This is a genomic window from Rhizobium sp. 05N49 (assembly GCF_056396805.1).
Genome location: NZ_JBFTME010000007.1, coordinates 23,282 through 46,953, shown reverse-complemented (window position 1 = coordinate 46,953; position 23,672 = coordinate 23,282). Strand labels below are relative to the sequence as shown.

18 protein-coding genes and 1 pseudogene are annotated in these 23,672 nt (G+C 61.7%); 9 read left to right on the top strand and 10 right to left on the bottom strand.

The genetic code is table 11. The features are described 5' to 3' along the window. Positions 1-11: 11 nt before the first annotated feature. A complete protein-coding gene (locus AC1DF8_RS15615) occupies positions 12-1,388 on the top strand; it encodes a glutamine synthetase family protein (protein WP_478154116.1) in 1,377 nt (458 codons plus the stop codon). Positions 1,389-1,552: 164 nt separating this feature from the next. Next, positions 1,553-3,331, top strand: a complete 1,779-nt coding sequence (locus AC1DF8_RS15610; RefSeq protein WP_478154115.1) for a GGDEF domain-containing protein — start codon at positions 1,553-1,555, stop codon at positions 3,329-3,331. Between the two features lie 3 nt (positions 3,332-3,334). Here AC1DF8_RS15610 and AC1DF8_RS15605 read toward each other — a convergent pair whose 3' ends face one another. Continuing rightward, the gene (locus AC1DF8_RS15605; protein WP_112967918.1) at positions 3,335-4,279 is read right to left on the bottom strand and encodes a diacylglycerol/lipid kinase family protein; all 945 of its coding nucleotides are present in this window, start codon (positions 4,277-4,279) and stop codon (positions 3,335-3,337) included. 295 nt (positions 4,280-4,574) lie between these two features. Between AC1DF8_RS15605 and AC1DF8_RS15600 the strand changes: the two genes are divergently transcribed. Next, positions 4,575-5,822 (top strand): MFS transporter, encoded by a 1,248-nt coding sequence (locus AC1DF8_RS15600; RefSeq protein ID WP_478154114.1) that lies wholly within the window; start codon positions 4,575-4,577, stop codon positions 5,820-5,822. Here the strand turns inward: AC1DF8_RS15600 and AC1DF8_RS15595 are convergent. Next, positions 5,790-6,191 carry a winged helix-turn-helix transcriptional regulator gene (locus AC1DF8_RS15595; protein ID WP_112544784.1) on the bottom strand — a complete coding sequence of 134 codons (402 nt, stop codon included), beginning with the start codon at positions 6,189-6,191 and terminating at the stop codon, positions 5,790-5,792. The two genes, AC1DF8_RS15600 and AC1DF8_RS15595, sit on opposite strands and share 33 nt — an antisense overlap. Before the next feature lie 105 nt (positions 6,192-6,296). Here AC1DF8_RS15595 and AC1DF8_RS15590 point away from each other — a divergent pair, with 105 nt between their 5' ends. Both AC1DF8_RS15590 and mgtE read left to right on the top strand, forming a co-directional pair. Then, positions 6,297-7,310: a zinc-binding alcohol dehydrogenase family protein gene (locus tag AC1DF8_RS15590; RefSeq protein WP_112967916.1), complete on the top strand. Its 1,014-nt coding sequence runs from the start codon at positions 6,297-6,299 to the stop codon at positions 7,308-7,310. Between the two features lie 316 nt (positions 7,311-7,626). Beyond that, positions 7,627-9,000 (top strand): magnesium transporter, encoded by a 1,374-nt coding sequence (gene mgtE / locus AC1DF8_RS15585; protein WP_478154113.1) that lies wholly within the window; start codon positions 7,627-7,629, stop codon positions 8,998-9,000. Here the strand turns inward: mgtE and AC1DF8_RS15580 are convergent. The 5 genes and pseudogenes from AC1DF8_RS15580 to AC1DF8_RS15560 form a co-directional block, all read right to left on the bottom strand. Further along, positions 8,997-9,796 (bottom strand): annotated as a pseudogene (locus AC1DF8_RS15580) (ABC transporter ATP-binding protein). The gene mgtE and the pseudogene AC1DF8_RS15580 overlap by 4 nt on opposite strands. Beyond that, complete coding sequence (locus tag AC1DF8_RS15575) at positions 9,789-10,796, bottom strand: FecCD family ABC transporter permease (protein ID WP_478154112.1); 1,008 nt, start codon at positions 10,794-10,796, stop codon at positions 9,789-9,791. Before AC1DF8_RS15575 ends, AC1DF8_RS15580 begins: the two are co-directional and overlap by 8 nt. Then, entirely contained in the window at positions 10,793-11,806 is a 1,014-nt protein-coding gene (locus tag AC1DF8_RS15570) for an iron ABC transporter permease (protein WP_112547814.1), read from the bottom strand. Before AC1DF8_RS15570 ends, AC1DF8_RS15575 begins: the two co-directional genes overlap by 4 nt. 6 nt (positions 11,807-11,812) lie before the next feature. Next, positions 11,813-12,745: an ABC transporter substrate-binding protein gene (locus tag AC1DF8_RS15565; RefSeq protein ID WP_478154111.1), complete on the bottom strand. Its 933-nt coding sequence runs from the start codon at positions 12,743-12,745 to the stop codon at positions 11,813-11,815. 124 nt (positions 12,746-12,869) lie between these two features. Then, on the bottom strand, positions 12,870-13,343 hold the full coding sequence (locus tag AC1DF8_RS15560; RefSeq protein WP_113014089.1) for an Lrp/AsnC family transcriptional regulator: 474 nt from the start codon (positions 13,341-13,343) through the stop codon (positions 12,870-12,872). Positions 13,344-13,486: 143 nt separating this feature from the next. Between AC1DF8_RS15560 and AC1DF8_RS15555 the strand changes: the two genes are divergently transcribed. Next, positions 13,487-14,392, top strand: coding sequence for a DMT family transporter (locus AC1DF8_RS15555; protein ID WP_478154110.1), 906 nt, complete (start codon positions 13,487-13,489; stop codon positions 14,390-14,392). 76 nt (positions 14,393-14,468) lie between these two features. Here the strand turns inward: AC1DF8_RS15555 and AC1DF8_RS15550 are convergent, their stop codons facing one another. Together AC1DF8_RS15550 and AC1DF8_RS15545 are read right to left on the bottom strand one after the other, a co-directional pair. Further along, positions 14,469-15,089 (bottom strand): L,D-transpeptidase, encoded by a 621-nt coding sequence (locus tag AC1DF8_RS15550; RefSeq protein ID WP_478154109.1) that lies wholly within the window; start codon positions 15,087-15,089, stop codon positions 14,469-14,471. A gap of 226 nt (positions 15,090-15,315) precedes the next feature. Beyond that, positions 15,316-16,980, bottom strand: a complete 1,665-nt coding sequence (locus tag AC1DF8_RS15545; RefSeq protein WP_478154108.1) for an electron transfer flavoprotein-ubiquinone oxidoreductase — start codon at positions 16,978-16,980, stop codon at positions 15,316-15,318. 254 nt (positions 16,981-17,234) lie between these two features. Between AC1DF8_RS15545 and AC1DF8_RS15540 the strand changes: the two genes are divergently transcribed. Next, the gene (locus tag AC1DF8_RS15540) at positions 17,235-18,023 is read left to right on the top strand and encodes an SDR family oxidoreductase (RefSeq protein WP_478154107.1); all 789 of its coding nucleotides are present in this window, start codon (positions 17,235-17,237) and stop codon (positions 18,021-18,023) included. 10 nt (positions 18,024-18,033) lie between these two features. On the opposite strand, the gene AC1DF8_RS15535 is transcribed toward AC1DF8_RS15540, so the two are convergent. After that, on the bottom strand, positions 18,034-18,912 hold the full coding sequence (locus AC1DF8_RS15535; RefSeq protein ID WP_478154106.1) for a phosphotransferase family protein: 879 nt from the start codon (positions 18,910-18,912) through the stop codon (positions 18,034-18,036). A 296-nt stretch (positions 18,913-19,208) separates the two neighbouring features. Here AC1DF8_RS15535 and AC1DF8_RS15530 point away from each other — a divergent pair, with 296 nt between their 5' ends. Together AC1DF8_RS15530 and AC1DF8_RS15525 are read left to right on the top strand one after the other, a co-directional pair. Further along, on the top strand, positions 19,209-20,522 hold the full coding sequence (locus AC1DF8_RS15530; RefSeq protein WP_478154105.1) for an efflux RND transporter periplasmic adaptor subunit: 1,314 nt from the start codon (positions 19,209-19,211) through the stop codon (positions 20,520-20,522). Then, positions 20,519-23,635: an efflux RND transporter permease subunit gene (locus AC1DF8_RS15525; RefSeq protein ID WP_112967907.1), complete on the top strand. Its 3,117-nt coding sequence runs from the start codon at positions 20,519-20,521 to the stop codon at positions 23,633-23,635. Before AC1DF8_RS15530 ends, AC1DF8_RS15525 begins: the two co-directional genes overlap by 4 nt. Positions 23,636-23,672: the final 37 nt, after the last annotated feature.

The following is a 23,672-nucleotide window of genomic DNA, read 5'->3' as shown; positions in this document are numbered from 1 at the left end:
GGTTTACGACCTTGGCCTTCTGCGAGAGGATTTTCAAGGTCATGGCGAGCAAGGGCAAAGAGACTGAAGCGGGTGATCCGCGTTTCGAGATCCTGATCGTCGGCATGAATGGCGATCTGCGCGGCAAGCAACTGCCGCTATCGGCCGAAGAGAAGGTCTGGGCCGGCGACATCCGCCTGCCGACCTCCACGCAATCGCTCGATATATGGGGCGACGACAATGACGATATTACGGGCCTGTCGCTGACGATCGGCGACCCCGACGGCAATGTCATTCCCGACAAGCGCAGCCTGACGCCAATGCCCTGGGCGCCCGAGGGATCGGTGCAGGTGCTTGCCACGATGCACGAATTCGACGGCAGCCGGAGCTTCATGGATCCGCGCGGTATTCTCACCTCCGTGCTTGAACGTTATGCCGAGCGCGGGCTGACTCCTGTGGTGGCGACCGAGCTGGAATTCTATGTGGTCGAGGAGAACTGGCGCGAGACGGGCATTCCCTCTCCGCCCGCAAGCCTTACCTATCGCGGCGATCCGAACGGTTTTCAGCTTTATGACATGAGTGCGGTCGATGCGCTCAACGGCTATCTCCAGACGCTGCGCGCCTACGCCAAGGCGATGAGCCTGCCGGCGGAGGCGACGACGGCGGAGTTCGGGCCTGGTCAGTTCGAAGTAAACCTGCTGCACCGGCCCGATGCGCTGGCTGCGGCCGACGACTGCCTTTATCTGAAGCGCGTTGCCGAACAGGCCGCACGCAGGCACGGGCTGAAATCCACCTGCATGGCCAAGCCCTATTCCGAGCATGCAGGCTCGGGACTGCATGTGCATGCGAGCATCATCGACAGGGATGGCAACAATATCCTCGATGCCAAGGGCGGAGAACCAAGGCTTTTGAAATCGGTGACGGCAGGCCTGCTGCAGACCATGCAGGAGGCACAGCTGGTCTTCGCGCCCTTTGCCAATTCCTATCGCCGCTTCCAGCCAGGTTCCTTCGCGCCGACCGATCTGACCTGGGGCAGCGGGCATCGCGGCACGGCAATCCGGATTCCCGATACCGATGGACCGGCGGCGCGCATCGAGCACCGAGTGGCGGGTGCGGATGCCAATCCCTATCTTCTACTGGCGGCAATCCTCGGCGGCATGTTGCTCGGCCTCGACGGAGATCTCGATCCGGGCGAGGAAACGACGCCCGCTTACACACCACCGGACGCAAAACGGCTCACGTATTATTTTCTGACGGCGGTCGAAGCCTTCCGGCAGTCATCCTTTATCGCCAATATCTTCGGCGATAGGTATCGAAAGTTGTATGGCGATACAAAGCACAAGGAAGCAATAGCCTACCTTCGCACCGTATCGGATTTCGATTATCGCACATATCTTGCGCGCCTCTAGTTAATAGAGCGGTCACATAACTTTCACCTGCACGCTTTTCTTAACCCTGTTGGGCATTATCGATTATCTATACTCGAAATCGGTAATATATGCCTGATATCAGCATATTCAGCAAACCGGCAAACGGAGCCGGATCGGATGACAGGTTGAAAGGGTTCGGTTTGATGAACCGCATCACTCTTGAGGGAAAGCTGCTTTTTGCAACTGTCATCGTGGCATTTCTCACCCTCGTTCTGACAGCCAGCGCTCTCATTCCGACCTACGAAAGCTATCATTCGACCAATGACAATCTGCGGGCGGTGGAACGTTTCCGCCAGGTCCTGGAAGCGGCGAGCCGCATGTCGGCGGAACGCGGACCAGCCAATGACATCATGGCGATCGAGCCAAACAGCAGCGCGCCTGCAACAGAGCGCTTGAAGGTCTTCCGGCGCATCAGCGATATCTCGCTCGAGGCGCTCGATGAGCCGCCTGAAGTCAACGTATCCTCCTCCCTTCCCGATCTCGGGGCCGCGCTTGCCGAGACACGAACGCAGCTTAGCAGGGCTCGCGAAGCCGTCGACCGCGTTGCCGCAACACCGCTTGCCGACCGCCAGCCGGACGATGTGCAGAACGCGATCGGCGAGATGATCGAGGTGATCGAAACTTTCCAGCATGTTGTCGACTGGCACATAGCCGCCTTCACCGCCCACCGGTCGGAACTGACCGCACCATTCCTGACGGGGCGGATGATCAGTGACATGCGCGAATATGGCGGCCGGGCTGCCTCACAGATCATGGGTCCGATTGCCACGCGCCAGCCGCTGCGTGACAGCCATATCACCGACGCAAGCCGCACCATCGGCCGGCTCCTGGAGTTGCGCAAGCTGATGCAGGGCCAGAAAATCGTCAGCGATCGCGATGCGCTGTCCCAGCAGCTCATGAAGGATATCGATACGATCTTTTTCGGATCCGGCGTCGAGCTCGTCAAGATATTGATCGAGCAGGGCAAGATCTCCGGGGATTATTCGGTTTCCGCAGTCGATCTGACGCGCGACTACGTTCCGACGCTGCAGCCGCTCGAAAGGCTGCGCACGGTCTTTCTCGACGACGTGGTGAAGCGCTACCGAACCCAACACTATGCCGCGTCCTATCGCCTGGCGGTCATCGCTGTGATCACCGCCTCCGCTCTCGCGGTGCTGTTCACGCTATTCCGCTCCATCCGCCTTCACATGCTCGATCCGTTGCTGACGGCCCGCCGGCAGATCATCGCGCTTGCCGAGGGCGGCGCCATGACGAACCTTGGGACGGGATCAAAGGCGCCGGAAATGCGCAGCCTGTTCGACGCGCTGGAACTGCTGCGCGGCAAGCTCGACGAGCGGGCCGAATACGAGGCTCGGCTGAAAATGCAGGCCGAAAAGGACGGGCTGACCGGCGTATGGAACCGCCGGGCGCTGGAAGGCTTCGGCAACGCGCCTTCGGAGCGCGAGGAAGATGTCTGCCTGATGCTGATCGATATCGATCACTTCAAGACGGTCAACGACACCTATGGCCACCTTACCGGCGATGCCGTGCTGATCGAAATGGCCACCCTTTTGCAAGGTGCGATGCGTCCCACCGACGTCGTCGCACGTTATGGCGGCGAGGAATTCGCCGTTCTCGTTTCGACACCGGATCTTGCGAATACCGTCGATTTTGCAGAGGAACTTCGCAGCCGCATTCAGGCGCATGTGATCCGTGACGGGGAAACCGGCATCGATCTTTCCATTACCGTCAGCATCGGCGTCGCCTCCGGTCTATGCGGTGCAAGCGGCTGGCGCCAACTCATCGCATCGGCCGACGAGGCGCTTTATTGCGCCAAGAAGAAGGGACGCAATCGCACCTGTGTGTTCGGCGACGAGGCGAACCGGGATATCGTCGAAAGCGCCCTCATTCCTTTCAGGGCCAGGCGCGCCGCTTCGTTCTGAGCATCAGGCTGCCGGCTCGCGCCGGTCACCCTCGCCTTCCTGTGCAGCCAATCCCTGCCTGACCAGTACCTTCAGTTCGCCCGGATGAAGCTTCACCGTGATATCGCGCGCCAGCGGCAGAAGTTCGCCGTCCATGACGCAATTCGCCTTGGCGCGCAGCTTCGGGAAATGCAGATACACCTCGGCCGGATGCATGACCATGACAGCGTCGTTTTCGCGGAACTTGCCCCGCAGCATGTCGATCGCCAATCGTGCGACGCCGAGCGGTCTCAGCGGCTTTGCCGTATAGAAGCCGAGTTCGCCGCTGCGCAGATTGTCTGCATAGAGCAGCGCGTTTTCACCGAAGGGATTGTTGGAGACCGATATCGCCGAGACGCGCCGGGTCTCCTTCATGCCCGCCGCCTCGAACGCGACCTCGAATTCCGGCGGGTTGAAGACGACGCCGAAGGCAGCACGGGTGCTGGCGCGCATCTTTCCGAGGCGGGAGCGGTAGCTGTAGGAATTGCGGTATCGCACCATGCGTGCGTGCAGTCCGGCGGAGAACTGGTGAATGAAGGGTCTGCCGTTGGCGCTGGCGATATCGACATTGTCGAGCTCGCCGAAAGCCAGCACATCGAGCGCCTGCCAGATATCGAGCGGCACTTTCAGCGAGCGGGCAAAGAGATTCATGGTACCGGCCGGCACGACGCCAAGCGCCACCCCGTTCTTCCAGGCGATGGAAGCGGCTGCCGAGATCGTGCCGTCGCCACCACCGGCGACAATGCCGTCTATATCGTCGCGCCGTGCGGCGCGCTCCATGGCGGGAACGATCTCGCCGCCGGAAAAGACGATCGCTTCGAAATCATGCCCGGCATCGCGGAAGACCTCCTCCGCGCGCTTCTCATAAGCCTGCATGTCTGTCGTTCTGAAGGTACCGCCGTCGCGATTGAAAAAACCGACGAGCTTCATGAGGTGCCTATTCCCTGTCCTCGCTGTGATGCCTGCCCTCAAGAAATGGTCGATACACCTGTGATTTCAAGCCGGACGATTTTTCCGGACACTTTGCTGAAGCGCAAATATTGCAATGGACGTATGCAGATAGCAGGACGCTGCACTGCAAAAAAAGCACTCGACGCCTTCGGCTTGCCATTTGATAGATAGAAGGCTGGAGATCCTATCTCCGCCTCCCGCCATTTCTGAATGACCGGCCCTGCGTGTCCCGCCAGCGGCCGTTATCCAAGCACAGATCCTCCGAGGACCGCCCGTGAGCCAGGTTGCCGTCAACGATTCCATCAATGATTCCATCGATGACGATTCTACCGATTCCGGGCCAGAGGCAGCTCTTCCCTCGGCCATGACCGTCGCGCTCGTGCAACTGGCGCTCGCCGCCGGCGGCTTCGGCATCGGTACGGGTGAGTTCGCCATCATGGGTCTGCTGCCCAATGTGGCGGACACGTTTTCGGTCACGACCCCACAGGCTGGTTATGTCATCAGCGCCTATGCGCTCGGCGTCGTCATCGGCGCACCCGTCATCGCCGTGCTTGCCGCCAAGATGGCGCGGCGCACGCTGCTGCTCTGCCTGATGCTGCTCTTTGCCGTCGGCAATATTCTGAGCGCCATCGCGCCGACCTTCGAAAGCTTTGCGGTGCTGCGCTTCATTACCGGCCTGCCGCATGGCGCCTATTTCGGCGTGGCAGCCCTCGTTGCCGCCTCCATGGTGCCGGCGCATCGCCGCGCGCGAGCCGTCGGCCGCGTCATGCTCGGCCTGACGGTCGCAACCCTGCTCGGCACGCCGCTTACGACCTTTTTCGGCCAGGCGCTCGACTGGCAGGTGGCCTTCCTCACCGTCGGCATCATCGGTCTCGTGACTGTTGCGCTCATCTGGTTCTACGTGCCGCATGACAAGGTTGCTGAAGGGGCAAGCGCTTTGCGTGAACTCGGCGCCTTCCGCCGTCCGCAGATCCTGCTGACGCTCGGCGTTGCCGCAGTCGGCTACGGCGGCATGTTCGCGATGTTCAGCTACATCGCCTCGACGACGACGCAGGTGGCAATGCTGCCGGAAACGGCCGTTGCGCTGATGCTCGTGCTCTTCGGCGTCGGCATGAATGCCGGCAATGTCATCGGTTCATGGCTTGCAGACAAATCGCTGCTCGGCACGATCGGCGGCTCGCTGGTCTACAATATCGTCGTCCTGACGATGTTCTCGCTGACCGCCTCCAACCCCTACATGCTTGGGCTCTGCGTCTTCCTCGTCGGCTGCGGCTTTGCAGCAGGCCCGGCGCTGCAGACGCGCCTGATGGATGTCGCAGCCGATGCGCAGACGCTGGCCGCCGCCTCCAATCACTCGGCCTTCAACATCGCCAACGCGCTCGGCGCATGGCTCGGCGGCCTCGTCATTGCCTGGGGCTACGGTTTTGCGGCGACCGGCTATGTCGGCGCCGTCCTGTCCTTCCTCGGCCTCTTCGTCTTTGCCGCGTCGCTACGCCTGGAGCTCCGCAGCCGAACTGCCTAAGGCCTTTGCGATACGCAGCTCCCGTCCCTCGGGGCTGCAGAAGACGAATTCATCGCCCCAGGCGGCAAGCGCCCGGATGACCGGCTTCAGCGTGGAGCCGAGCGGTGTCAGCGCATATTCGACACGCGGCGGCACGACCGGGTAAACAGTTCGTGAGATCACGCCTGATTCCTCCAGCTCGCGCAGCTGCTTCGTCAGCATGCGCTGGGTGATGGCAGGCAGATGGCGTCTCAGCTCGTTGAAGCGCAAAGTCCTGTCCATCAGGTGGAAAAGGATCACTCCCTTCCACTTTCCGTCGAGATAACTCAGCGTCGCCTCGACCGGGCAACCGGGGAAATTCGTGACCAGTTTGGCGCGCGGCAGCGACATTTACAGTATCCTTTTTGGTACTACGTACAGAATTTGTGCATTCTTGCGTTGGCGGAACATAGGTCGCATCTAGCTCTCGTGCAATGAACACAGGAGTTTCCTAAGATGCGCGCCGTCGCCTACAAGACCCCACAGCCAATCGCCGCCGAAACCTCGCTGATCGACGTCGAGCTGCCGACCCCGGAAGCCAGGGGTCACGACCTGCTCGTCGAGATCAGGGCCGTATCCGTCAACCCTGTCGATGTGAAAGTCCGTGCCAGCATGGCGCCGCCTGCCGATGAACTGAAGGTGCTCGGCTATGACGCGGCCGGCATCGTCAAGGCTGTCGGTTCGGATGTCACGTTGTTCAAGCCGGGCGACGAGGTCTTCTATTCGGGCGTGATCAATCGCCCCGGCTCCAATGCCGAATTCCAGCTCGTCGACGAGCGCATTGTCGGGCGCAAACCCAAGAGCCTCGATTTTGCCGCTGCGGCCGCCCTGCCGCTCACCTCGATCACCGCCTATGAAGCGCTGTTCGACCGTCTGCGTGTCACCGATCCGGTGCCGGGCGCGGCTCCTGCGGTGCTCATTATCGGTGGCGCCGGCGGCGTCGGCTCGATTGCCGTGCAGATCGCCCGCATGTTGACCGGCCTCACCGTGATCGCCACCGCCTCCCGACCGGAAACACAGGAATGGGTCAAGGCTCATGGGGCACATCATGTGATCGACCATTCCAAGCCGATCGCACCGCAAGTCGCAGCACTCGGTATCGGCGCGCCGGGCTTCATCTTCTCGACGACGAATACGGACAAGCATGTTGCCGATATTGTCGAAGCGCTCGCACCGCAGGGCCGCTTCGCGTTGATCGACGATCCCAAGACCTTCGATATCGTTCCCTTCAAGCGCAAGGCCGCTTCGGTTCACTGGGAACTGATGTTCACCCGTCCGCTCTTCGGCACGCCTGACATGATCGAGCAGCACAAGATCCTCAACAAGATTTCCGAGCTCGTCGATGCCGGCAAAATCCGCACGACGCTGTCGGAAACCGTGGGTGCGATCAATGCCGCGAACCTGAAAAAGGCGCATGCCATGGTCGAGAGCGGCAAGATGAAGGGCAAGGTCGTTCTCGCCGGATTCTGAGGTTTTCGAGGTCGAAAATCCGCCTTCTTCGACGCCCGAAATATTGCGTAAAGGATGCTGACCTATAATGCCGCGCCGAGGGTGCGGCATTCTGGCGTTAAGCATCTAGGCAGCTTGACTTTTTCCGCATTCGAGACCACCTAGTGTGACACGTGGATGACGCATGTCTTGCACGGATATCAACGGAGCCATCATCACGATGCCAAGCGACAGTAGCAGTCGATTGCCTTTGCCGTACGCGGCCGTCGTGCGCTGACCTGGACGCTCCAGGCTCGCCCGTTCGGACGCTACGGCGGATCGACGGAAAGGCGAGCCAATGAATATCAATCGCTTCCCCCTGCGGGCCGGCTATGCTGCCCGTGCCTTCATGAATAACAGCCGTGTCGCGACCATTGCCGAGCGCGTGGAGTCGTTGAACGGACTTGCCCCGGCTGAAGCCGGCCGCATCCTCTCTCGGATGCCGCAGGACTATGCCGTCAACATTCTCGACCGTCCGGAACTGCGCAACGCACCGGCCGTTCTGGCGCTGATGGACAGCGCAGATTCGGCCCGGCTGCTGCATGGCATGTCGAACGACCGCGTCGCCGACGTTCTGTTGGAACTCGATGTCGATGATCGCGTACGCCTATTCTCCAGCCTGGAAGAACCCGTCCGCATCGCCATCCAGCATCTGATGGGCTATCCGCCGCGCACGGCCGGCAGCATCATGACGACGGAATTCGTCAGCGTGCCCGACGACTGGACCGTTGCCCAGACACTGGACCATGTGCGGCAGGTCGAACGCTCCCGCGAAACCGTCTATGCCATCTATGTGCTGGATCACAATTCCGGCGCGCTTATGCATGTCGTCACACTGCGCCGCCTCATCACCGGCGAGCCTGACGCCTCGATCCTTTCCGTCGCGCAGAAGGGTACGCCGGTTTCGGCCAATGCGCTGATGAAGCAGGAAGACGTCGCACGGCTGATCCGCAAGCACGACCTCCTGGCCATGCCCATCGTCGACGACCACGGCATGGTGCTCGGCATCGTCACGGTCGATGACGTCATCGACACGATGATATCAGACACTACCGAGGCCGCCCAGAAGTTCGGCGGCATGGAAGCGCTCGGCAAGCCCTACATGAAGATCAGCTTCGGCGGCATGATCCGCAAGCGTGCGGGCTGGCTCTGTGCCCTCTTTCTCGGCGAAATGCTGACGGCAAGCGCCATGCAGCATTTCGAAGGCGAGCTGGAAAAGGCCGTCGTTCTGACGCTCTTCATTCCCCTGATCATGAGCTCCGGCGGCAACTCCGGTTCGCAGGCAACCTCGCTCATCATCCGGGCGCTGGCTGTCGGCGAGTTGAAGCTGACCGACTGGTGGCGGGTGCTGCTGCGTGAACTGCCGACGGGCGTCGTGCTCGGCGCCATTCTCGGGCTTGTCGGCATGCTGCGCGTGATCTTCTGGCAGACGGCCGGGCTCTATGATTATGGCCCGCACTGGCAGCTGGTCGGCCTGACGGTCTTTGCCGCATTGGTCGGTATCGTCACCTTCGGCTCCATGTCAGGTTCGATGCTGCCCTTCCTGCTGCAGAAACTTCGGCTCGATCCGGCAACGGCATCGGCTCCGTTCGTCGCCACGCTGGTCGACGTGACCGGGCTCGTCATCTACTTCTCTGTGGCGCTGCTGATCCTCAGCGGAACGCTGCTTTAGCGCCCAACGAACGGCAGGCAGAGTGGTGTCCCATCAACCGGATGGGATATCACCACGGCATCGATGCCGAAGACGCTGCGGATCAGCTCCGGCTTCAGCAAGTCTCCGGGGCTGCCTGCAGCATGGATGCCGCCATCGGCGACCGCGATGATGTGGTCGGCATATTGGGCGGCGTGATTGAGATCATGGACCACCATGACGATGGTGCGTCCACTCTTCTCGTTCAATTCCTTCAACAGTTCCAGAACTTCCAGCTGATGGGCAATGTCGAGATAGGTCGTCGGCTCGTCGAGCAGCAGGATCGGCGTTTCCTGCGCCAGCGCCATGGCGATCCAGGCACGCTGGCGCTGGCCGCCGGATAGGCGGTCGAGCGGGCGTTCGGCAAGATCCGACAGTCCGGTTGCAGCGAGCGACGCCTCGACGATCGCCTCGTCGTGACGGCTCGTGCGCGACAGCATGCCTTTGTGAAGCGGCAGAGCTGGCGCACCGTCAGGCCATCGGGCGAAACGGGGCTTTGCGGCAGGAGCGCCAGCGTCTGGGCGATCGCCTTGCCAGGCATGGAAGCGATCGCCTTGCCGTCCAGCGTCACGGTGCCGCCGAGCGGCTGGATGATACGGCCGAGAGCACGCAGCAGCGTCGATTTGCCGGAACCGTTGGCACCGATCAGGGCAGTGATCCTGCCGTCGGGGATCGTGACATCGACATGATCGAGCACTTTGATTGCAGCATAGCCGAGTGTCAGATCCTCGGCGGAGAGGCGTGAATGGCCGGCGTCTGTCTTGCCTGCATCAGTCATGGCGACCCGCCTCCTTGATCAGCAGGAAAATGAGATAGGGGCCGCCGATCACGGCGGCGACGATGCCGGCCGGAATCTCATTCGGCAGGGCCACGAGCCGGCCGATCAGATCGGCAGCGGAAAGCGTCAGGGCGCCGATCAGCGCGCTTGCCGGAACCATATGCCGGGCACGTGGACCGACGAGCAGGCGGGCGGCATGAGGCGACAGCAGGCCGAGGAAGCCCATGCTGCCGACGGCGGCGACGCTGCCGGCGCAGAGCAGCACCGAGACGACGATGAAGCCGCCGCGCAAGAGGCCAGGCGAAATGCCGAGGCTCGTCAACGTATCGTCACCAAAACCGCCGGCATCGAGCCTGATAGTGGCGATCAGCACGAAAGGCAGGCAGGCGATGAGCCAGAGTGAGAGAGCGACCACATCGGTCATCGTCGAGCCATAGACGCTGCCGGCAAGCCAGACCATCGACTGGTCGGCGCGCGTCGGGAAGAGCACCATGACATATTGCATCAGCGCCTGGGCCAACATGCCGAGGGCGACGCCCACAAGCGCCAAGGCCGCGATGCCGCCGCCGAAGCTGCGGCCGATGGCAAGCAGCACCAGCGCGCCCGCAACCGCACCGGCGACGACACCAGCGGGAATGGCCCAGACGGCCCAGGCCGGCGGCGCGAAGAGACCGGCAAGGAAGGCGCCGAGGCCGGCCCATTTGGTAATGCCGACGACATCGGGCGAGGCCAGCGGGTTTCGCAGCGCGCCTTGCAGAAAGGCGCCGGCAATGCCGAGCGAGGCGCCGGCGAGGATGGACACGATGACGCGCGGGGCGCGGTACTGCATGACGATGAAGGCGCTCTTGCCGCCGGCAATGCCGTCCAGCACTTGGCCGACCGAGAGCGTGACGGCGCCGATCGTCATGCCGAGCACGGCAACGATTACGATGAGGGCCGCAATGGCAAGGCAGACGCTTGCCGCACGCAGGCTCTTCGATGGCAGGGCCGCACTCGTCATTTTGCCCTCTGCCGCCAGAGGATGGCGACGAAAGCCGGTGCTCCGATCAGAGCCGTCACGATGCCGACAGGGGTTTCGGCCGGAAAGGCGGCGACGCGGCCCAGGAGATCGGCGGCAGTCAGCAGCAAGGGGCCGGTGATAGCGCTCAGCACGATCACTGTCAGCTGGTCGTTGCCGGCAAGACGCCGCACGATATGCGGCACGAGCAAGCCGATGAAGCCGATCGGTCCGCTGACGGCGACGGCCGACCCGGCAAGGACGACGATGAGCGTGGCCGCGAGGCCGCCGACACGCCGGGCATTCTGGCCAAGCGAAATACCGGTGGTCTCATCAAGCGCCAGCACGCCGAAATGACGACCGGCGATCAAAGCGATTCCGCCGCCGAGAAGCGTGAAAGGCAGTATGATCCAGACCTTGCTCCATTGCGCGCCATTGATGGAACCGGCGAGCCAGTAGACGATATCCTGGCCGGCATTGTTGGCAATCAGGATCGCCTGCACGAGGGCGGCGAGCACGAGCTGGATGGAGATGCCAGCAAGCGCAAGCTTCATCTCGTTCATCGCGCCCGATACCGACAGCGCCCACATGGCGAGACCTACGGCAGCCGCACCGATGAAAGCCGGCCAGACGGTACCTCCGGCGCTCAGGCCCGGCATGGCGATCAGTGAAATCACGATGACCAGCGAGGCCCCGGCATTGATGCCGAAGGTCTGCGGCGAAGCGAGCGAATTGCGGGTCAGCGTCTGGATCAGCACGCCGGCAACGGCGAGGTTGGCGCCGACCAGCGTGGCGAGCATTGCCCGCGGCAGCCGCACGTCCCAGACCAGGGCGCTGTCAGGCGAGCCATCGGGCACAAAAAGCAGGTGAAGCGCGCGGGCGACCGGTAGCGCGGAAACGCCGAAGGAAATGCCGGCCAGGACAGTCGCAGCGAGCGCCAGCAACAGGCAGAATGCCAGCAGTGCGGCGCTGCCGGTTTCATGCCGCGTGGCTGCGCCGCCTCTTGTCGTCATCGACGCTTATCCCGCCTGATAGACCTTGGCGAGGATTTCGCGGGCGATCATCTCTGCCGTCGTCAATCCGCGGAAACGGGAAAACTGGTTGCGGTCGACCTGAAAGACCATGCCGGTCTTCACCGCCGCAATATTGTTGAAGGCGGCATTGCTTTTCCACTGGTCGAACACGGTGGCGCCGGTATCGGTCGCAACCAGGAATACGTCCGGATTGACGGCGACCAGGCGCTCGATCCCTGCCCCGCTTTCCACGGCGTCGCTGGAATCGATCGCCGGCGTCAGGCCCATGGCCTTGAAGACGGAACCGGTGAAGGAGGAGGAGCTATGCAGGCTCATCGAATCCGGATTGGCGACGGCGAGCAGGAAGCGGCGCTTTTCGCCAGCCGGGATCTTTGCGACCAGTCCGGCGATGACGGCTTCATGGGCGGCGAGCGCTTGTTCACCCTTCGCCTTTTCGCCCAAGGCATCGGCGATGGTGACGACCGAAGATTTGATGGTCTCGTAGTTGCCTTCCCAGCTGTTCAGCACGATGGTCGGCGCAATGGCACTCAATTGCTCGTAAATCGCCGAATGGCGGAGTTCATCGGCAATGATGAGATCGGGCGTCAGCGCAGCGACGAGTTCGAGATTGGGCTCCAGCCGCGTGCCGACCGAGCTGTAGTCGATCTTCTTGCCGAGAAGCTGTTCGATACGTTTCGGCTGGTTGTCGTCGGTAATGCCAACCGGCACGACGTCGACTGCATTCAGCGCCTGTACGAAGGAGAATTCAAGGGCGACGACACGCTGCGGCTTGCCGGAAATTTCGGTGGTGCCGAGCTCGTGCTTGATGGTTCGCTTGTCGTTGTCAGCAAGGACAATGCCCGGTACGGCAGCTGCCACGCCAGCCGAGAGCAACAGGCCGAACTGGCGGCGCGACAGCGGAATATCAAAAACGCTCACGGCAAAATCCTTCATGCTGAAATGATGGGCCGGCCCTCTCGCCGGCCGAGACACCGGCTACAGAAGTGAAGCGCTTTTTTCAAGTAAAGTTTACAATTGCAGTCATATTAATGGAGATGGTGCGTCAGTTGCGCTCCGGCAGCTTCAGCGGTCCATGTGTCTTGATGCTGCGGATGGCGAAATTCGACCTGATATCGGTGACGTTCGGCAGGGTCAGCAGCGTCTCCGTCAGCAACCGTTCATAGGCCGAAAGGTCTTCGACGACGACCTCCGCCAGGAAATCGGCCGTCCCTGAAATCAGGAAGCAGGAGACGATCTCGGGAATGGCGAGCAAGGCCGCCTGCTGCGCCTCGGAATTTTCCCGGCTGTGATGGGCAACCTTGAATTCAACGAAGACGGTGAGACCAAGGCCAACCTCCTTGCGGTCGATATCGGCGGTATAGCGGCGGATGACGCCGAGCTTTTCGAGATTGCGGATGCGGCGCAGACAGGGTGACGGCGAAAGATTCACCTTCTCGGCGATCTCGACATTGGTGGCGCGCGCATCCTCCTGCAGGCATTTCAGGATGGCAATATCGAATTTGTCGAGATTTGGCATAATTGCGAAATCCATCAGTATAAATTGGCAGATCATTGCGCATATCACGTTCTCTGAGCCAGAGATAGCAAGGACATGCCTCGGCCCTTGGCGCTAATGTTCTTTCAACCGGATGAGATCCGGACCGAGGAAAGGACGGGACGATGAGCACGATCGCATTTTCAAACGAGAAGTCGCCTTCGCAAGGGCTGGGTTATGCCGCCGGCACCGTGACGGTGCTGATCTGGTCGACATGGTTTCTGGCGACGCGCCACAGCGCCGCAACGCCGCTCGGTTCGATCGATATCGGTCTCATCCGCTTCGGCATCCCGGCCCTCGTTCTCTCACCGATCTGGCTGCGCACTGGGCTCATGCCAAAAGGCCTGCCGCTGCATCTGCTGGCGATCATGGTCGCCGGCTGCGGTGCGATCTTCTTTCTGGTGACAACGCTTGCCATTCACTCCACACCGGCGGCCTCGTCGGGCATCCTGCTCGGCGGTTCCATGCCGCTCGCCACGGCGCTGATCGGGATTCTGCTGTTTCGCGAACGACCGGATGCGACGCGTATTGCCGGGCTGACGGCGATCGTCGCCGGTGTGCTGATCCTGCTCGTGCGCAGCCTTGCCGATGCCTCCCTGCCCTGGACGAGTTTCGTGCTGCTCCCGGCTGGCGCCGTTCTCTGGGCAAGCTATACGCATGCCTTCCGCCGCTCGGGTCTTTCAGCCATCCAGGCGAGCGCGCTGATTGCCATCTGGTCCTTCCTGATCATGGCCGTCCTCGCGCTGGTGTTCGGCATCTCGCTGCCGCAGGCAGCCCTTCCGGAAATCGGCCTGCAGGTGCTGAGCCAGGGCATTCTTTCCGGTCTTGTCGCCATGGTCGCCTATGGCACGGCGGTGCGCACCCTCGGCGGAACGCAGGCTGCCGCCTTCACGGCACTGACGCCGGTGCTGGCCACGCTCGGCGGCGGCTTCCTGCTCGGCGAACAGATAGGCCTTGCCGAAATCAGCGCCGCCGTCATCACCGGCATCGGCGTGGCGCTCTCGACCGGCATTGCCGCCAAGCGCCGCTGAATATTCGCCCAAAACAAAGGCCGCCGACAGCGATCCGCTGCGGCGGCTTTCTGCATATCTAAGTTCGGGCCAAGCCTCAGGCCATGGCCTGGATGACGACGACCCTGGCGCCGACTTCGACGCGATTGTAAAGATCGATGACGTCGTGGTTCATCATGCGGATGCAGCCGCTCGACATGGCAAGACCGATCGATTGCGGCTGGTTGGTGCCGTGGATGCGGAAATGCGTGTCGCCACCGCCGCGATAGAGATACATGGCGCGCGCACCGAGCGGATTGTTCGGGCCGCCCGGCATGCCGCCGGCGAGCTTGCGGTATCGCTCCTCACGGCGCTGCATGTTCTCCGTCGGCGTCCAGCTCGGCCATTCCGCCTTGCGGCCGACATAGGCGTTGCCGGCAAGGGCCAGACCCTCGCGACCGACACCGACGCCATAACGCATCGCCCTGCCGTCACCGAGGATATAATAGGCGCGCCGCGCCGGTGTATCGACGACGACGGTTCCCGGCGCATAGCTGCCCTCATAGGCGACTTCGGTGCGGCGAAGCTCCGGTTTGATCTGATCGATCGGCACCTGCCTCAGCGGAAATTTCTCATCGGGAAGTGCGGCATAATTCGTCTGGCTGTTCAGAGTGGTCGAGGAGCAACCGGCGACAAAGAGGGGAAGAGCGATCAGGAAGCCCCGGCGCGAGATCGTCATGAACATGTCCTTAGTGCGTCAAGAAGATGTCGCAAGCTAAGGAGATTATGGTTAATGAAATGCTAAATAGGCCCGGCGCAAAGTGATAACGAATGTGTTATCAGGTATAGGGCGCGCGTTACTCGGCTGAGGGGTCAATACTATTCACCCGCGATATTGATCAGCGGCACGCTTGTTCCAGGAGCACTTCGGCGCCGCATTTACGGCGCCGAACAACCGACCGGCATCACATGTTTGGATAGACAGGCCCCTCGCCCCCCTGCGGCGGCACCCAGTTGATGTTCTGGTTGGGATCCTTGATATCGCAGGTCTTGCAGTGCACGCAGTTCTGGGCGTTGATGACGAAAGTCTCTTCGCCGTCCTTCTCCACCCATTCGTAGACGCCGGCCGGACAGTAGCGTGTCGACGGGCCGCCGTAGATGCCGAATTCGGACGATTTCTGCAGCGCCATGTCCTTGACCTGAAGATGGACCGGCTGGTCTTCCTCGTGGTTGGTGTTCGACAGGAAGACGGAGGAGAGGCGGTCGAAGGTGAGCACACCGTCGGGCTTCGGATAGTCGATCTTCTTGTGTTGTGAGGCCGGTTCCAGCGAGGCTGCATCGGTTTTGCCGTGACCGAGCGTGCCGAAGAAGGAGAAGCCGAAGAGCTGGTTGGTCCACATGTCGAGACCACCGAGTGCGACGCCGAGGGCCGTGCCGAACTTCGACCAGAGCGGCTTGACGTTGCGCACGCGCTTCAGGTCCTTGCCGATATCGCTCTTGCGCCAGTCGTTTTCGATCTCGACCACTTCGTCATTGGCTCGCCCGGCGGCAATCGCCGCGGCGATGCGGTCGGCGGCCATCATGCCCGAGAGCACTGCATTGTGGCTGCCCTTGATGCGCGGCACGTTGACGAAGCCTGCCGAACAGCCGATCAGAGCACCGCCCGGGAAGGAGAGCTTCGGCACCGACTGGTATCCGCCTTCGGTGATGGCGCGCGCGCCATAGGAGAGGCGCTTGCCGCCCTCGAACGTGCCGCGGATCGCCGGATGCGTCTTGAAGCGCTGGAATTCCTCGAAGGGGTAGAGCCAGGGGTTCTTGTAGTTGAGATGGATGACGAAGCCGACGGCGACGAGATTGTCTTCGAGGTGATAGAGGAAGGAGCCGCCACCGGTCGACATGCCGAGGGGCCAGCCGAAGGAATGCTGGACAAGGCCGCGGCGATGGTTCTCCGGCTTGACCTCCCAGAGTTCCTTGATGCCGATGCCGAATTTCTGGGGCTCGCGATCCTTCTGCAGGTCGAACTTGGCGATCAGCTGCTTGGCGAGCGAACCGCGCACACCTTCGCCGATCAGCACATATTTGCCCATGAGCGCCATGCCGCGCGCGTAGCTCGGGCCGGGCTCGCCATTCTTCTCGATGCCCATGTCGCCGGTCGCGACGCCGATGACGGCGCCCTCGTCATTGTAGAGCACCTCGGTGGCGGCGAAGCCCGGATAGATCTCGACGCCGAGTTCTTCCGCCTTCGTCGCCAGCCACCGACAGACAAGCCCAAGCGATACGATGTAATTGCCGTGATTGCTCATCAGCGGCGGCATCATGATGTTCGGCAGGCGGATGGAGCCTGCGGGGCCGAGCAGCAGGAAGTGGTCGTCCTTGACTTCGGTCTTGAAAGGATGGTCGCTTTCGCTGCGCCAGCCGGGCAACAGGCGGTCGATGCCGACAGGGTCGACGACGGCGCCGGAGAGGATATGGGCGCCGATTTCAGCGCCCTTCTCCAGCACGACCACCGAGAGTTCCGGATCGATCTGCTTCAAGCGAATGGCGGCCGAAAGGCCGGCCGGACCGGCGCCGACGATCACCACGTCGAATTCCATGCTTTCGCGTTCCGGCAGCTCGGTCATTTCGGTCATCCATCCGTCTCCACTCGGCCGTCTCGCGACCGTTCATCCCCATTATGGGGTATTCTCTTGTCAAAACCGGAAAACATTGTCGAGCCGGGAAGCGACAGCCAATCCTCCAATTCGCACAATGACGTTCATCCGCACAGAAGATTATATAACGCTTACGTTAACGTCAATTATTGGAGTACCCGTAAAGCGCTCTTCGTCCTTTTCTTTCACGGGACTTGCGCCCTATAGATGGGCCACCGGAAATGGAGGAAATCATGGATCTCGGCATCAAGGGCAAACGCGCACTCGTACTCGCCTCCTCACGCGGTCTCGGGCTCGGCATCGCCAAGGCGCTGGCGCAGGAAGGGGCAAATGTTCTTCTCTGCGGGCGCAGCGGCGAGCAGCTGGAAGCCAATTGCAAGGCGATCAACGGGCAGCGCAATGGCAAGGCCGACTGGATCTGGGCCGACCTTGCGGATGACAATTTCGTCCAGACCGCTACGGGTGCCGTGCAGGAGAAATTCGGCGGGCTCGATATCCTCGTCAACAATACCGGCGGCCCGACGCCCGGCACGACCGAGGACATGACGCCGGAGAAGCTCGAAACCTATTTCCTCTCCATGGTCGCGCGCGTCATCACGCTCACCAATGCGCTGCTGCCCGGCATGAAGGCGCAGGGCTGGGGCCGCATCCTGACGGTTGCCTCGTCGGGAGTGATCGAGCCGATCGCCAACCTCGCCCTGTCGAACACGCTGCGCCCGGCCCTTGCCGGCTGGAGCAAGACGCTGGCATCGGAAGTCGCCGGCCATGGCATCACCACGAACATGCTTCTGCCCGGCAGTATTCTCACAGCACGGCTCGACGATCTCGACGGAGCTGCGGCCAAACGGACCGGCAAGAGCGTCGAGCAGATTCGCGTGGAGAAGGAGGCGCGTATCCCGGTCGGGCGGTACGGCAAGGTCGAAGAATTTGCCGCAACGGCGGCCTTCCTGTGCAGCCAGCCGGCGAGCTACATCACCGGTTCCCTGATCCGCTGTGACGGAGGTGCTGGGCGCTCCCTCTGACCCCTGCCCCTCATCCGGCACGGTCCGCAGCGGCCCATGCCGCTACGCTGTCGATTTTCGTGCCGACATAGGTGGGATCGTCTGCAAGTTCCGCCAGCTCGGACAGGCGGTGGAAACCGGTGAGAATGGCAATGCGCCGGCGGTCCAGCCGGCGACCCGTCAGCGTCTCGTAGCCAGAGACGATGCGTGATGTCAGATCGGGCGAGATGAAGTTCGAATAGATGAATTCCTGATGCAGCGGGCCTAACCCTGAATCGGCGAAATCATAGAGGCCGTTCAACCTGCCCTCGGCATGGTCGAAGGCCATATTCCAGCCATGGCCATCGAAGAAGCCGTAAGTGACCCCGCAAGGATCCGGCGGCAAAGCCTGGAAATCCCAGATGACTTTCTCTGCATAGCTTGCCAGTTCGGACGACAGCAACGGCAACGCCACTTCCCGCACCTTATCAGGCGATTGCCAGGGCAGGATCGGGCCGGCGCCGAGCGCGCGCATGCGGTCGTCATCGAGATCATGCAGTTCGGCATAGAAGCGGGCGAGATCGTCGCCGAGGCGCTGGCGGGCCGCATCCGGCAGAAGCTCGTAATCGTCGGTGATGAGGTGTTCGCCCTGGATCTTGGCATGGCTGGAGAAAATCGGAGGGCCGTCATGAATGCGCATATTGGGAACCGTCATCGACAGCGACGGCCTGATGATGCCGAGAAGAGCGGCTTCCCTGATCAGCGCCCTCTCGGCGGCCGGATTGCGCGGAAACTTGAAGATCAGACGGTCATCGACATCGATGGCCGTCGAATCCCAGCCCTTCGTCGCGAGCTTGAAAACGGAGCCTGTCAACTCCGGAAAGATGTTGGTGATAAGCGCACGAAAATCACCGGCGTTCAACTCGGCCATGACAGTCTGCCTCCGCATTTCCCAGGTTCCATCCCGCGCAAAAACCTGCAATGCGGACCAAATAGTGTTTTGCCGGTACAGCCTGCGCTGGCAGCTCGCCAAGGCGGAGAACGCTGCCTAAACGACTATATATTAGTATAGTTTGAATATTACGGAATGTTCATTACGAAAATTTAAGCCGTTATAACTGCTTAGTGATCATTGCCGGGGTGATTATGTCTTTTTTGCGCCGCAATATAGGCGGCTCAATCACCGTAGAAAATCACGCAATCTGCCCAACAAAACCGGTTTCGCTTATGAAGAAATTTTGGATCACCGTCAGCATTGTAGCCGTGGCCGCTGTTGGCTTCTGGCAGTTCGGGAACAAGATCCCCTACGCTTCTGATATTCCTTATCTGTCACAGTTCATCAAGAAGCCCGACGGGAGCCAGAACGGCAATCATCAGCAGGCCCAGGCCGACCAGGCCCAGAGCGGCGGCGGACAGCAGGGTGGTCAACAACAGGGTGGCGGGCGCCGGCGCGGCGCAAACGGTCCCACAATGGTCAAGACCGTAGCAGCCGTGAAGGCCGCTTTGCCCACCGACGTCACGGCAACCGGCTGGGCAGATGCCGACGACAATACGACGATTGCCGCCCAGGAACAGGGCCTCATCGTCAGCATCGAGGCCAATGACGGCGCCACGGTCAAGGAGGGCGACCTGATCGCCAAACTGGACGATCGGACGGCCAAGGCTGCCGTCGACAAGGACAATGCGATGATCGTGCGTGATGCAGCAACGCTCGCAGAATCCGAGACGGCGCTGACAAGGGCGCAGGACCTCTTCAACCAGAAGGCCGGCACGCAACAGAGCCTCGACCAGGCGAGAGCCGCCCGCGATACCGCCGCCGCAACCGTCGAAGCCGACAAGGCCACGCTCGCTTCGGACCAGGTTATCCTCGAGCATACCGATATTCGCGCGCCTTTCGATGGCAGGCTCGGCGATATCGCTCCCAGCAAGGGTGCCTTCGTCAATGCCGGTGCGGCCATCGTCACCATCGCCAAATACGATCCGATCTATGTGAAGTTCCACCTGCAGGAACGTTACCTGCGTGAACTGAAGAAAGCGCTGGCCGTCGGTCCGGTCGAAGTCAGCACGGCGCCCAATTCCACCAAGGGAAGGGTGCGCAAGGGTGAGATCAGCTTCTACGACAACACGGTAGACACGGCATCGGGCACGATCCTTGCCAAGGCGAAGTTCGAAAACGCTTCGGGTGCGCTGTGGCCCGGCCAGTCGATCAATATCATCGTGCATTTCAACAATGACGAGCAGCAGGTGGTCGTGCCGACGGTTGCCGTCAGCCCCGGCCCCGACGGCTTCTTTGCCTTCGTGGCCAAGGACGGCAAATCGCATCTGACGCCCGTTACCGTCGCCCGTGCCAATGGCGGCTTCACGGCCATCGCATCCGGCCTTTCGGAGGGCGACCACGTGGTCGTCGAAGGCCAGGGCCAGCTCAACGACCAGCAGGCGGTCAGCGAGCAATTCGACGACAAGACCCTGAACGTCGCTTCCGCCGACGCGYCTCGGCAACAGCAGCAGGCCGAAACGATCGCGGTGGGGGCTGAGCAATGATCCCGAATTTCTGTATTCAGCGGCCGGTCGCAACGACCCTGCTTGCGATCGGCGTCATTCTGGCGGGTCTTGCGGGCTACCAGCGCGTGCCGGTCGCGGCTCTGCCGCAGGTCGACTTTCCGACCATCAACGTCTCGGCGCAGCTGAGCGGCGCCTCGCCGCAGACGATGGCGACTTCGGTCGCGACCCCTCTGATCAAGCAGTTCGAGACGATCCCCGGCATCAGCGAGATCAGCGCGTCGAGTTCGCTCGGCAGCACCAGTATCGTGCTGCAATTCGACCTGAACCGCGATATCGATGCGGCCGCCGCCGACGTGCAGGCGGCCATTTCGCATGCGACGCGGCAGCTGCCCGACAACATGACGACGCCGCCGAGTTACCGCAAGACCAACCCGGCCGATGCGCCGATCATGCTGCTTTCGGTGCAAAGCAATACCATGCCGCGCAGCAAGCTCGACGAGATCGCCGAAGACATCATCTCGCCGTCGCTGTCGACGCTTCCGGGCGTCGCCCAGGTCAGTGTCTTCGGTGCGCAGACCTATGCCGTGCGCGTCGAGGTCGACCCCAACAAGCTGCTCACCCGTGGGATCGGCATCGACACCGTCAACAAGGCGCTTGCGGCGGCCAACAGCCAACAGCCCGTGGGCACGCTGCAGAACAATTCGCAGGCCATGACCATCACGGCCAATACGCAGCGTACCAATGCCGAGCAGTTCCGCTCGCTCGTCATCGCCAATCCGAACGGCGCGCCGATCCATCTCGGCGATATCGCCGATGTCCAGGACAGCGTCGAGAACCAGTATACAGGCAGCTGGTATGACGGCCAGCGCGGCATTATCCTGGCCATCCAGCGCCAGCCGGATGCCAACACCGTCGACGTCGTCGATGCGATCAACGCCAAGCTGCCGCAGCTTCACGCCGAAATCCCGCCCTCGGTCAACACGGTCATCATGAACGATGCCGCAAAGCCGATCCGCGATGCCATTGCCGACGTGAAGTTCACGCTGCTTCTGACGATCGGCCTCGTCGTTCTCGTCATCTATCTCTTCACGGGCCATGCGACGGCAACGATCATTCCGGGCCTTGCCGTTCCGCTGTCGCTGATCTCGACCTTCGGCATGATGTATGTGCTCGGCTACAGTATCGACAACATCTCCTTGCTCGGGCTGACGCTCGCGGTGGGTCTCGTCGTCGACGACGCGATCGTCATGCTCGAAAACATCCTGCGCCATGTCGAGGAAGGCATGCCGGTGCGCGAGGCGGCGATCAAGGGTGCCGGCGAAGTCAGCTACACCATCATCTCCATGTCGGTGTCGCTGATTGCGGTCTTCATCCCGATCCTGTTGATGGGCGGTGTTGTGGGCCGCGTGTTCAACGAATTCGGCATGGTTGTTGCGATCGCCATCATCGCTTCGGCGATCGTCTCGCTGACGGTCACGCCGATGCTCGGTTCGCGCCTTTCCAACAACCACAGCCGTCCGCCACTGCTCATCCGCATCTTCGATGCCGGTTTCGAGCGGACGCTGCGCGGTTACGACAATGCGGTCGGCTGGTGCCTTCGCCACCGCCCCTTCATCCTTGGAGTCTTCCTCGCTTCCGTCGCGCTGACCGTCTATTTCTTCATGACGCTGCCGACGAGCTTCTTCCCGCAGGAAGATATCGGGCGCCTGACGATCAGCACGCAGGCCCGGCAGGATATTTCCTATTCGGCGATGGAGGCCCTGCAGCAACAGGCCGCGGCCGTCGTCAAGGCGAACCCGGCGGTCAATCACGTCATGTCGACCGTCGGCGGCAACCCCAACAAGCCCCAGAACAACGGCTCGATGTTCGTCGAACTGAAGGACAAGGATCAGCGTGAACCGCTTGAGCAGACGCTGCGCGAACTGCGAACGGCGATCAACAAGATCCCCGGCCTGCAGGCCTTCGTGACGCCCAACCAGAGCCTGCGCTTCGGCGGGCGCCAGACCGCCAGCCAATATCAGCTGGTCATCCAGGCGCTTAACGCCGACCAGACCAATCTGTGGGCCGGCAAGATCCAGCAGGCCATGCGCGGCGACCGCCTGTTCACGGACGTGACCTCGGATGCGCAGAACAATGCCCTGCAGGCCAATATCGTCATCGACACCGAGCGCGCAGCCGCCTACGGGATCGACAATGACACGCTGCGCACGACGCTGCAGGAATCCTTCAGCGGCTTTGCGGCTGCGGAAATCCAGTCGACCGGCGACAGCTACGACGTCATCGTCGAATATGACACGAGCAAACCATGGGACGATCAGAAGCTCTCTGAAATCCGCGTGGCCTCCTCCAATGGCAGCCTGGTGCCGCTGTCGAATTTCGCGCATGTCGAGCGCACGCTCGGGCCTGTCACCATCAACCAGACCGGCCAGCTCGTCTCGACCACCGTTTCCTTCAACCTGCCGGAGGGCGTATCGCTCAGCGACGCGACGGCCCGGATCGACCAGATCAAGAAGGATCTCAACATGCCGGCCGATGTCTTCACGTCCTATGGCGGCACGGCAGAGATCTTCCAGCAATCGCAGGGCAATACGCCCTATCTGATCCTGGCAGCGGTGCTGACCATCTATGTCGTGCTCGGCGTGCTCTATGAAAGCTTCATCCACCCGCTGACCATCCTGTCGGGCCTGCCGGCGGCGGCCTTCGGCGCGCTGCTAGCGCTGAAGATCATGGGCTTCGATCTTTCGATCATTGCCCTGATCGGCCTGCTGATGCTGATCGGCATCGTCAAGAAGAACGCGATCATGATGATCGACGTGGCTGTCGAAACCATGCGCACGACGGGCGAGAAGGCGACGGCGGCGATCCACGAGGCCTGCGTGCGACGCTTCCGCCCGATCATGATGACGACCTTCTGCGCCCTGCTCGGCGCCCTGCCGATCGCGCTCGGCACCGGTGCGAGCTCGGAATTGCGCCAGCCGCTCGGCATCGCCGTCGTCGGCGGTCTCATCGTTTCGCAGATGCTGACGCTGTTCATCACCCCGGTCATCTTCGTCGAGATGGATCGCTTCGGGAATTTCCTCAACCGCTTGCTCAGCCGCGGGAAGACGGAGGAGCACGTCGCAGAGGAACCACAGGCGATGGCCGCCGAATAGAGAGACAGAAAGGGCGCCTTCCGGCGCCCTCTTCCTT

Excerpts from the sequence above, each read along its gene's own strand:
- AC1DF8_RS15575 (WP_478154112.1), bottom strand. The coding sequence starts at position 10,796 with ATGACGAGTGCGGCCCTGCCATCGAAGAGCCTGCGTGCGGCAAGCGTC.
- AC1DF8_RS15545 (WP_478154108.1), bottom strand. The coding sequence starts at position 16,980 with ATGACCGAAATGACCGAGCTGCCGGAACGCGAAAGCATGGAATTCGAC.
- AC1DF8_RS15570 (WP_112547814.1), bottom strand. The coding sequence starts at position 11,806 with ATGACGACAAGAGGCGGCGCAGCCACGCGGCATGAAACCGGCAGCGCC.
- AC1DF8_RS15525 (WP_112967907.1), top strand. The coding sequence starts at position 20,519 with ATGATCCCGAATTTCTGTATTCAGCGGCCGGTCGCAACGACCCTGCTT.
- mgtE (WP_478154113.1), top strand. The coding sequence starts at position 7,627 with ATGAATATCAATCGCTTCCCCCTGCGGGCCGGCTATGCTGCCCGTGCC.
- AC1DF8_RS15540 (WP_478154107.1), top strand. The coding sequence starts at position 17,235 with ATGGATCTCGGCATCAAGGGCAAACGCGCACTCGTACTCGCCTCCTCA.
- AC1DF8_RS15555 (WP_478154110.1), top strand. The coding sequence starts at position 13,487 with ATGAGCACGATCGCATTTTCAAACGAGAAGTCGCCTTCGCAAGGGCTG.
- AC1DF8_RS15610 (WP_478154115.1), top strand. The coding sequence starts at position 1,553 with ATGAACCGCATCACTCTTGAGGGAAAGCTGCTTTTTGCAACTGTCATC.
- AC1DF8_RS15590 (WP_112967916.1), top strand. The coding sequence starts at position 6,297 with ATGCGCGCCGTCGCCTACAAGACCCCACAGCCAATCGCCGCCGAAACC.
- AC1DF8_RS15605 (WP_112967918.1), bottom strand. The coding sequence starts at position 4,279 with ATGAAGCTCGTCGGTTTTTTCAATCGCGACGGCGGTACCTTCAGAACG.
- AC1DF8_RS15560 (WP_113014089.1), bottom strand. The coding sequence starts at position 13,343 with ATGCCAAATCTCGACAAATTCGATATTGCCATCCTGAAATGCCTGCAG.
- AC1DF8_RS15595 (WP_112544784.1), bottom strand. The coding sequence starts at position 6,191 with ATGTCGCTGCCGCGCGCCAAACTGGTCACGAATTTCCCCGGTTGCCCG.
- AC1DF8_RS15550 (WP_478154109.1), bottom strand. The coding sequence starts at position 15,089 with ATGACGATCTCGCGCCGGGGCTTCCTGATCGCTCTTCCCCTCTTTGTC.
- AC1DF8_RS15535 (WP_478154106.1), bottom strand. The coding sequence starts at position 18,912 with ATGGCCGAGTTGAACGCCGGTGATTTTCGTGCGCTTATCACCAACATC.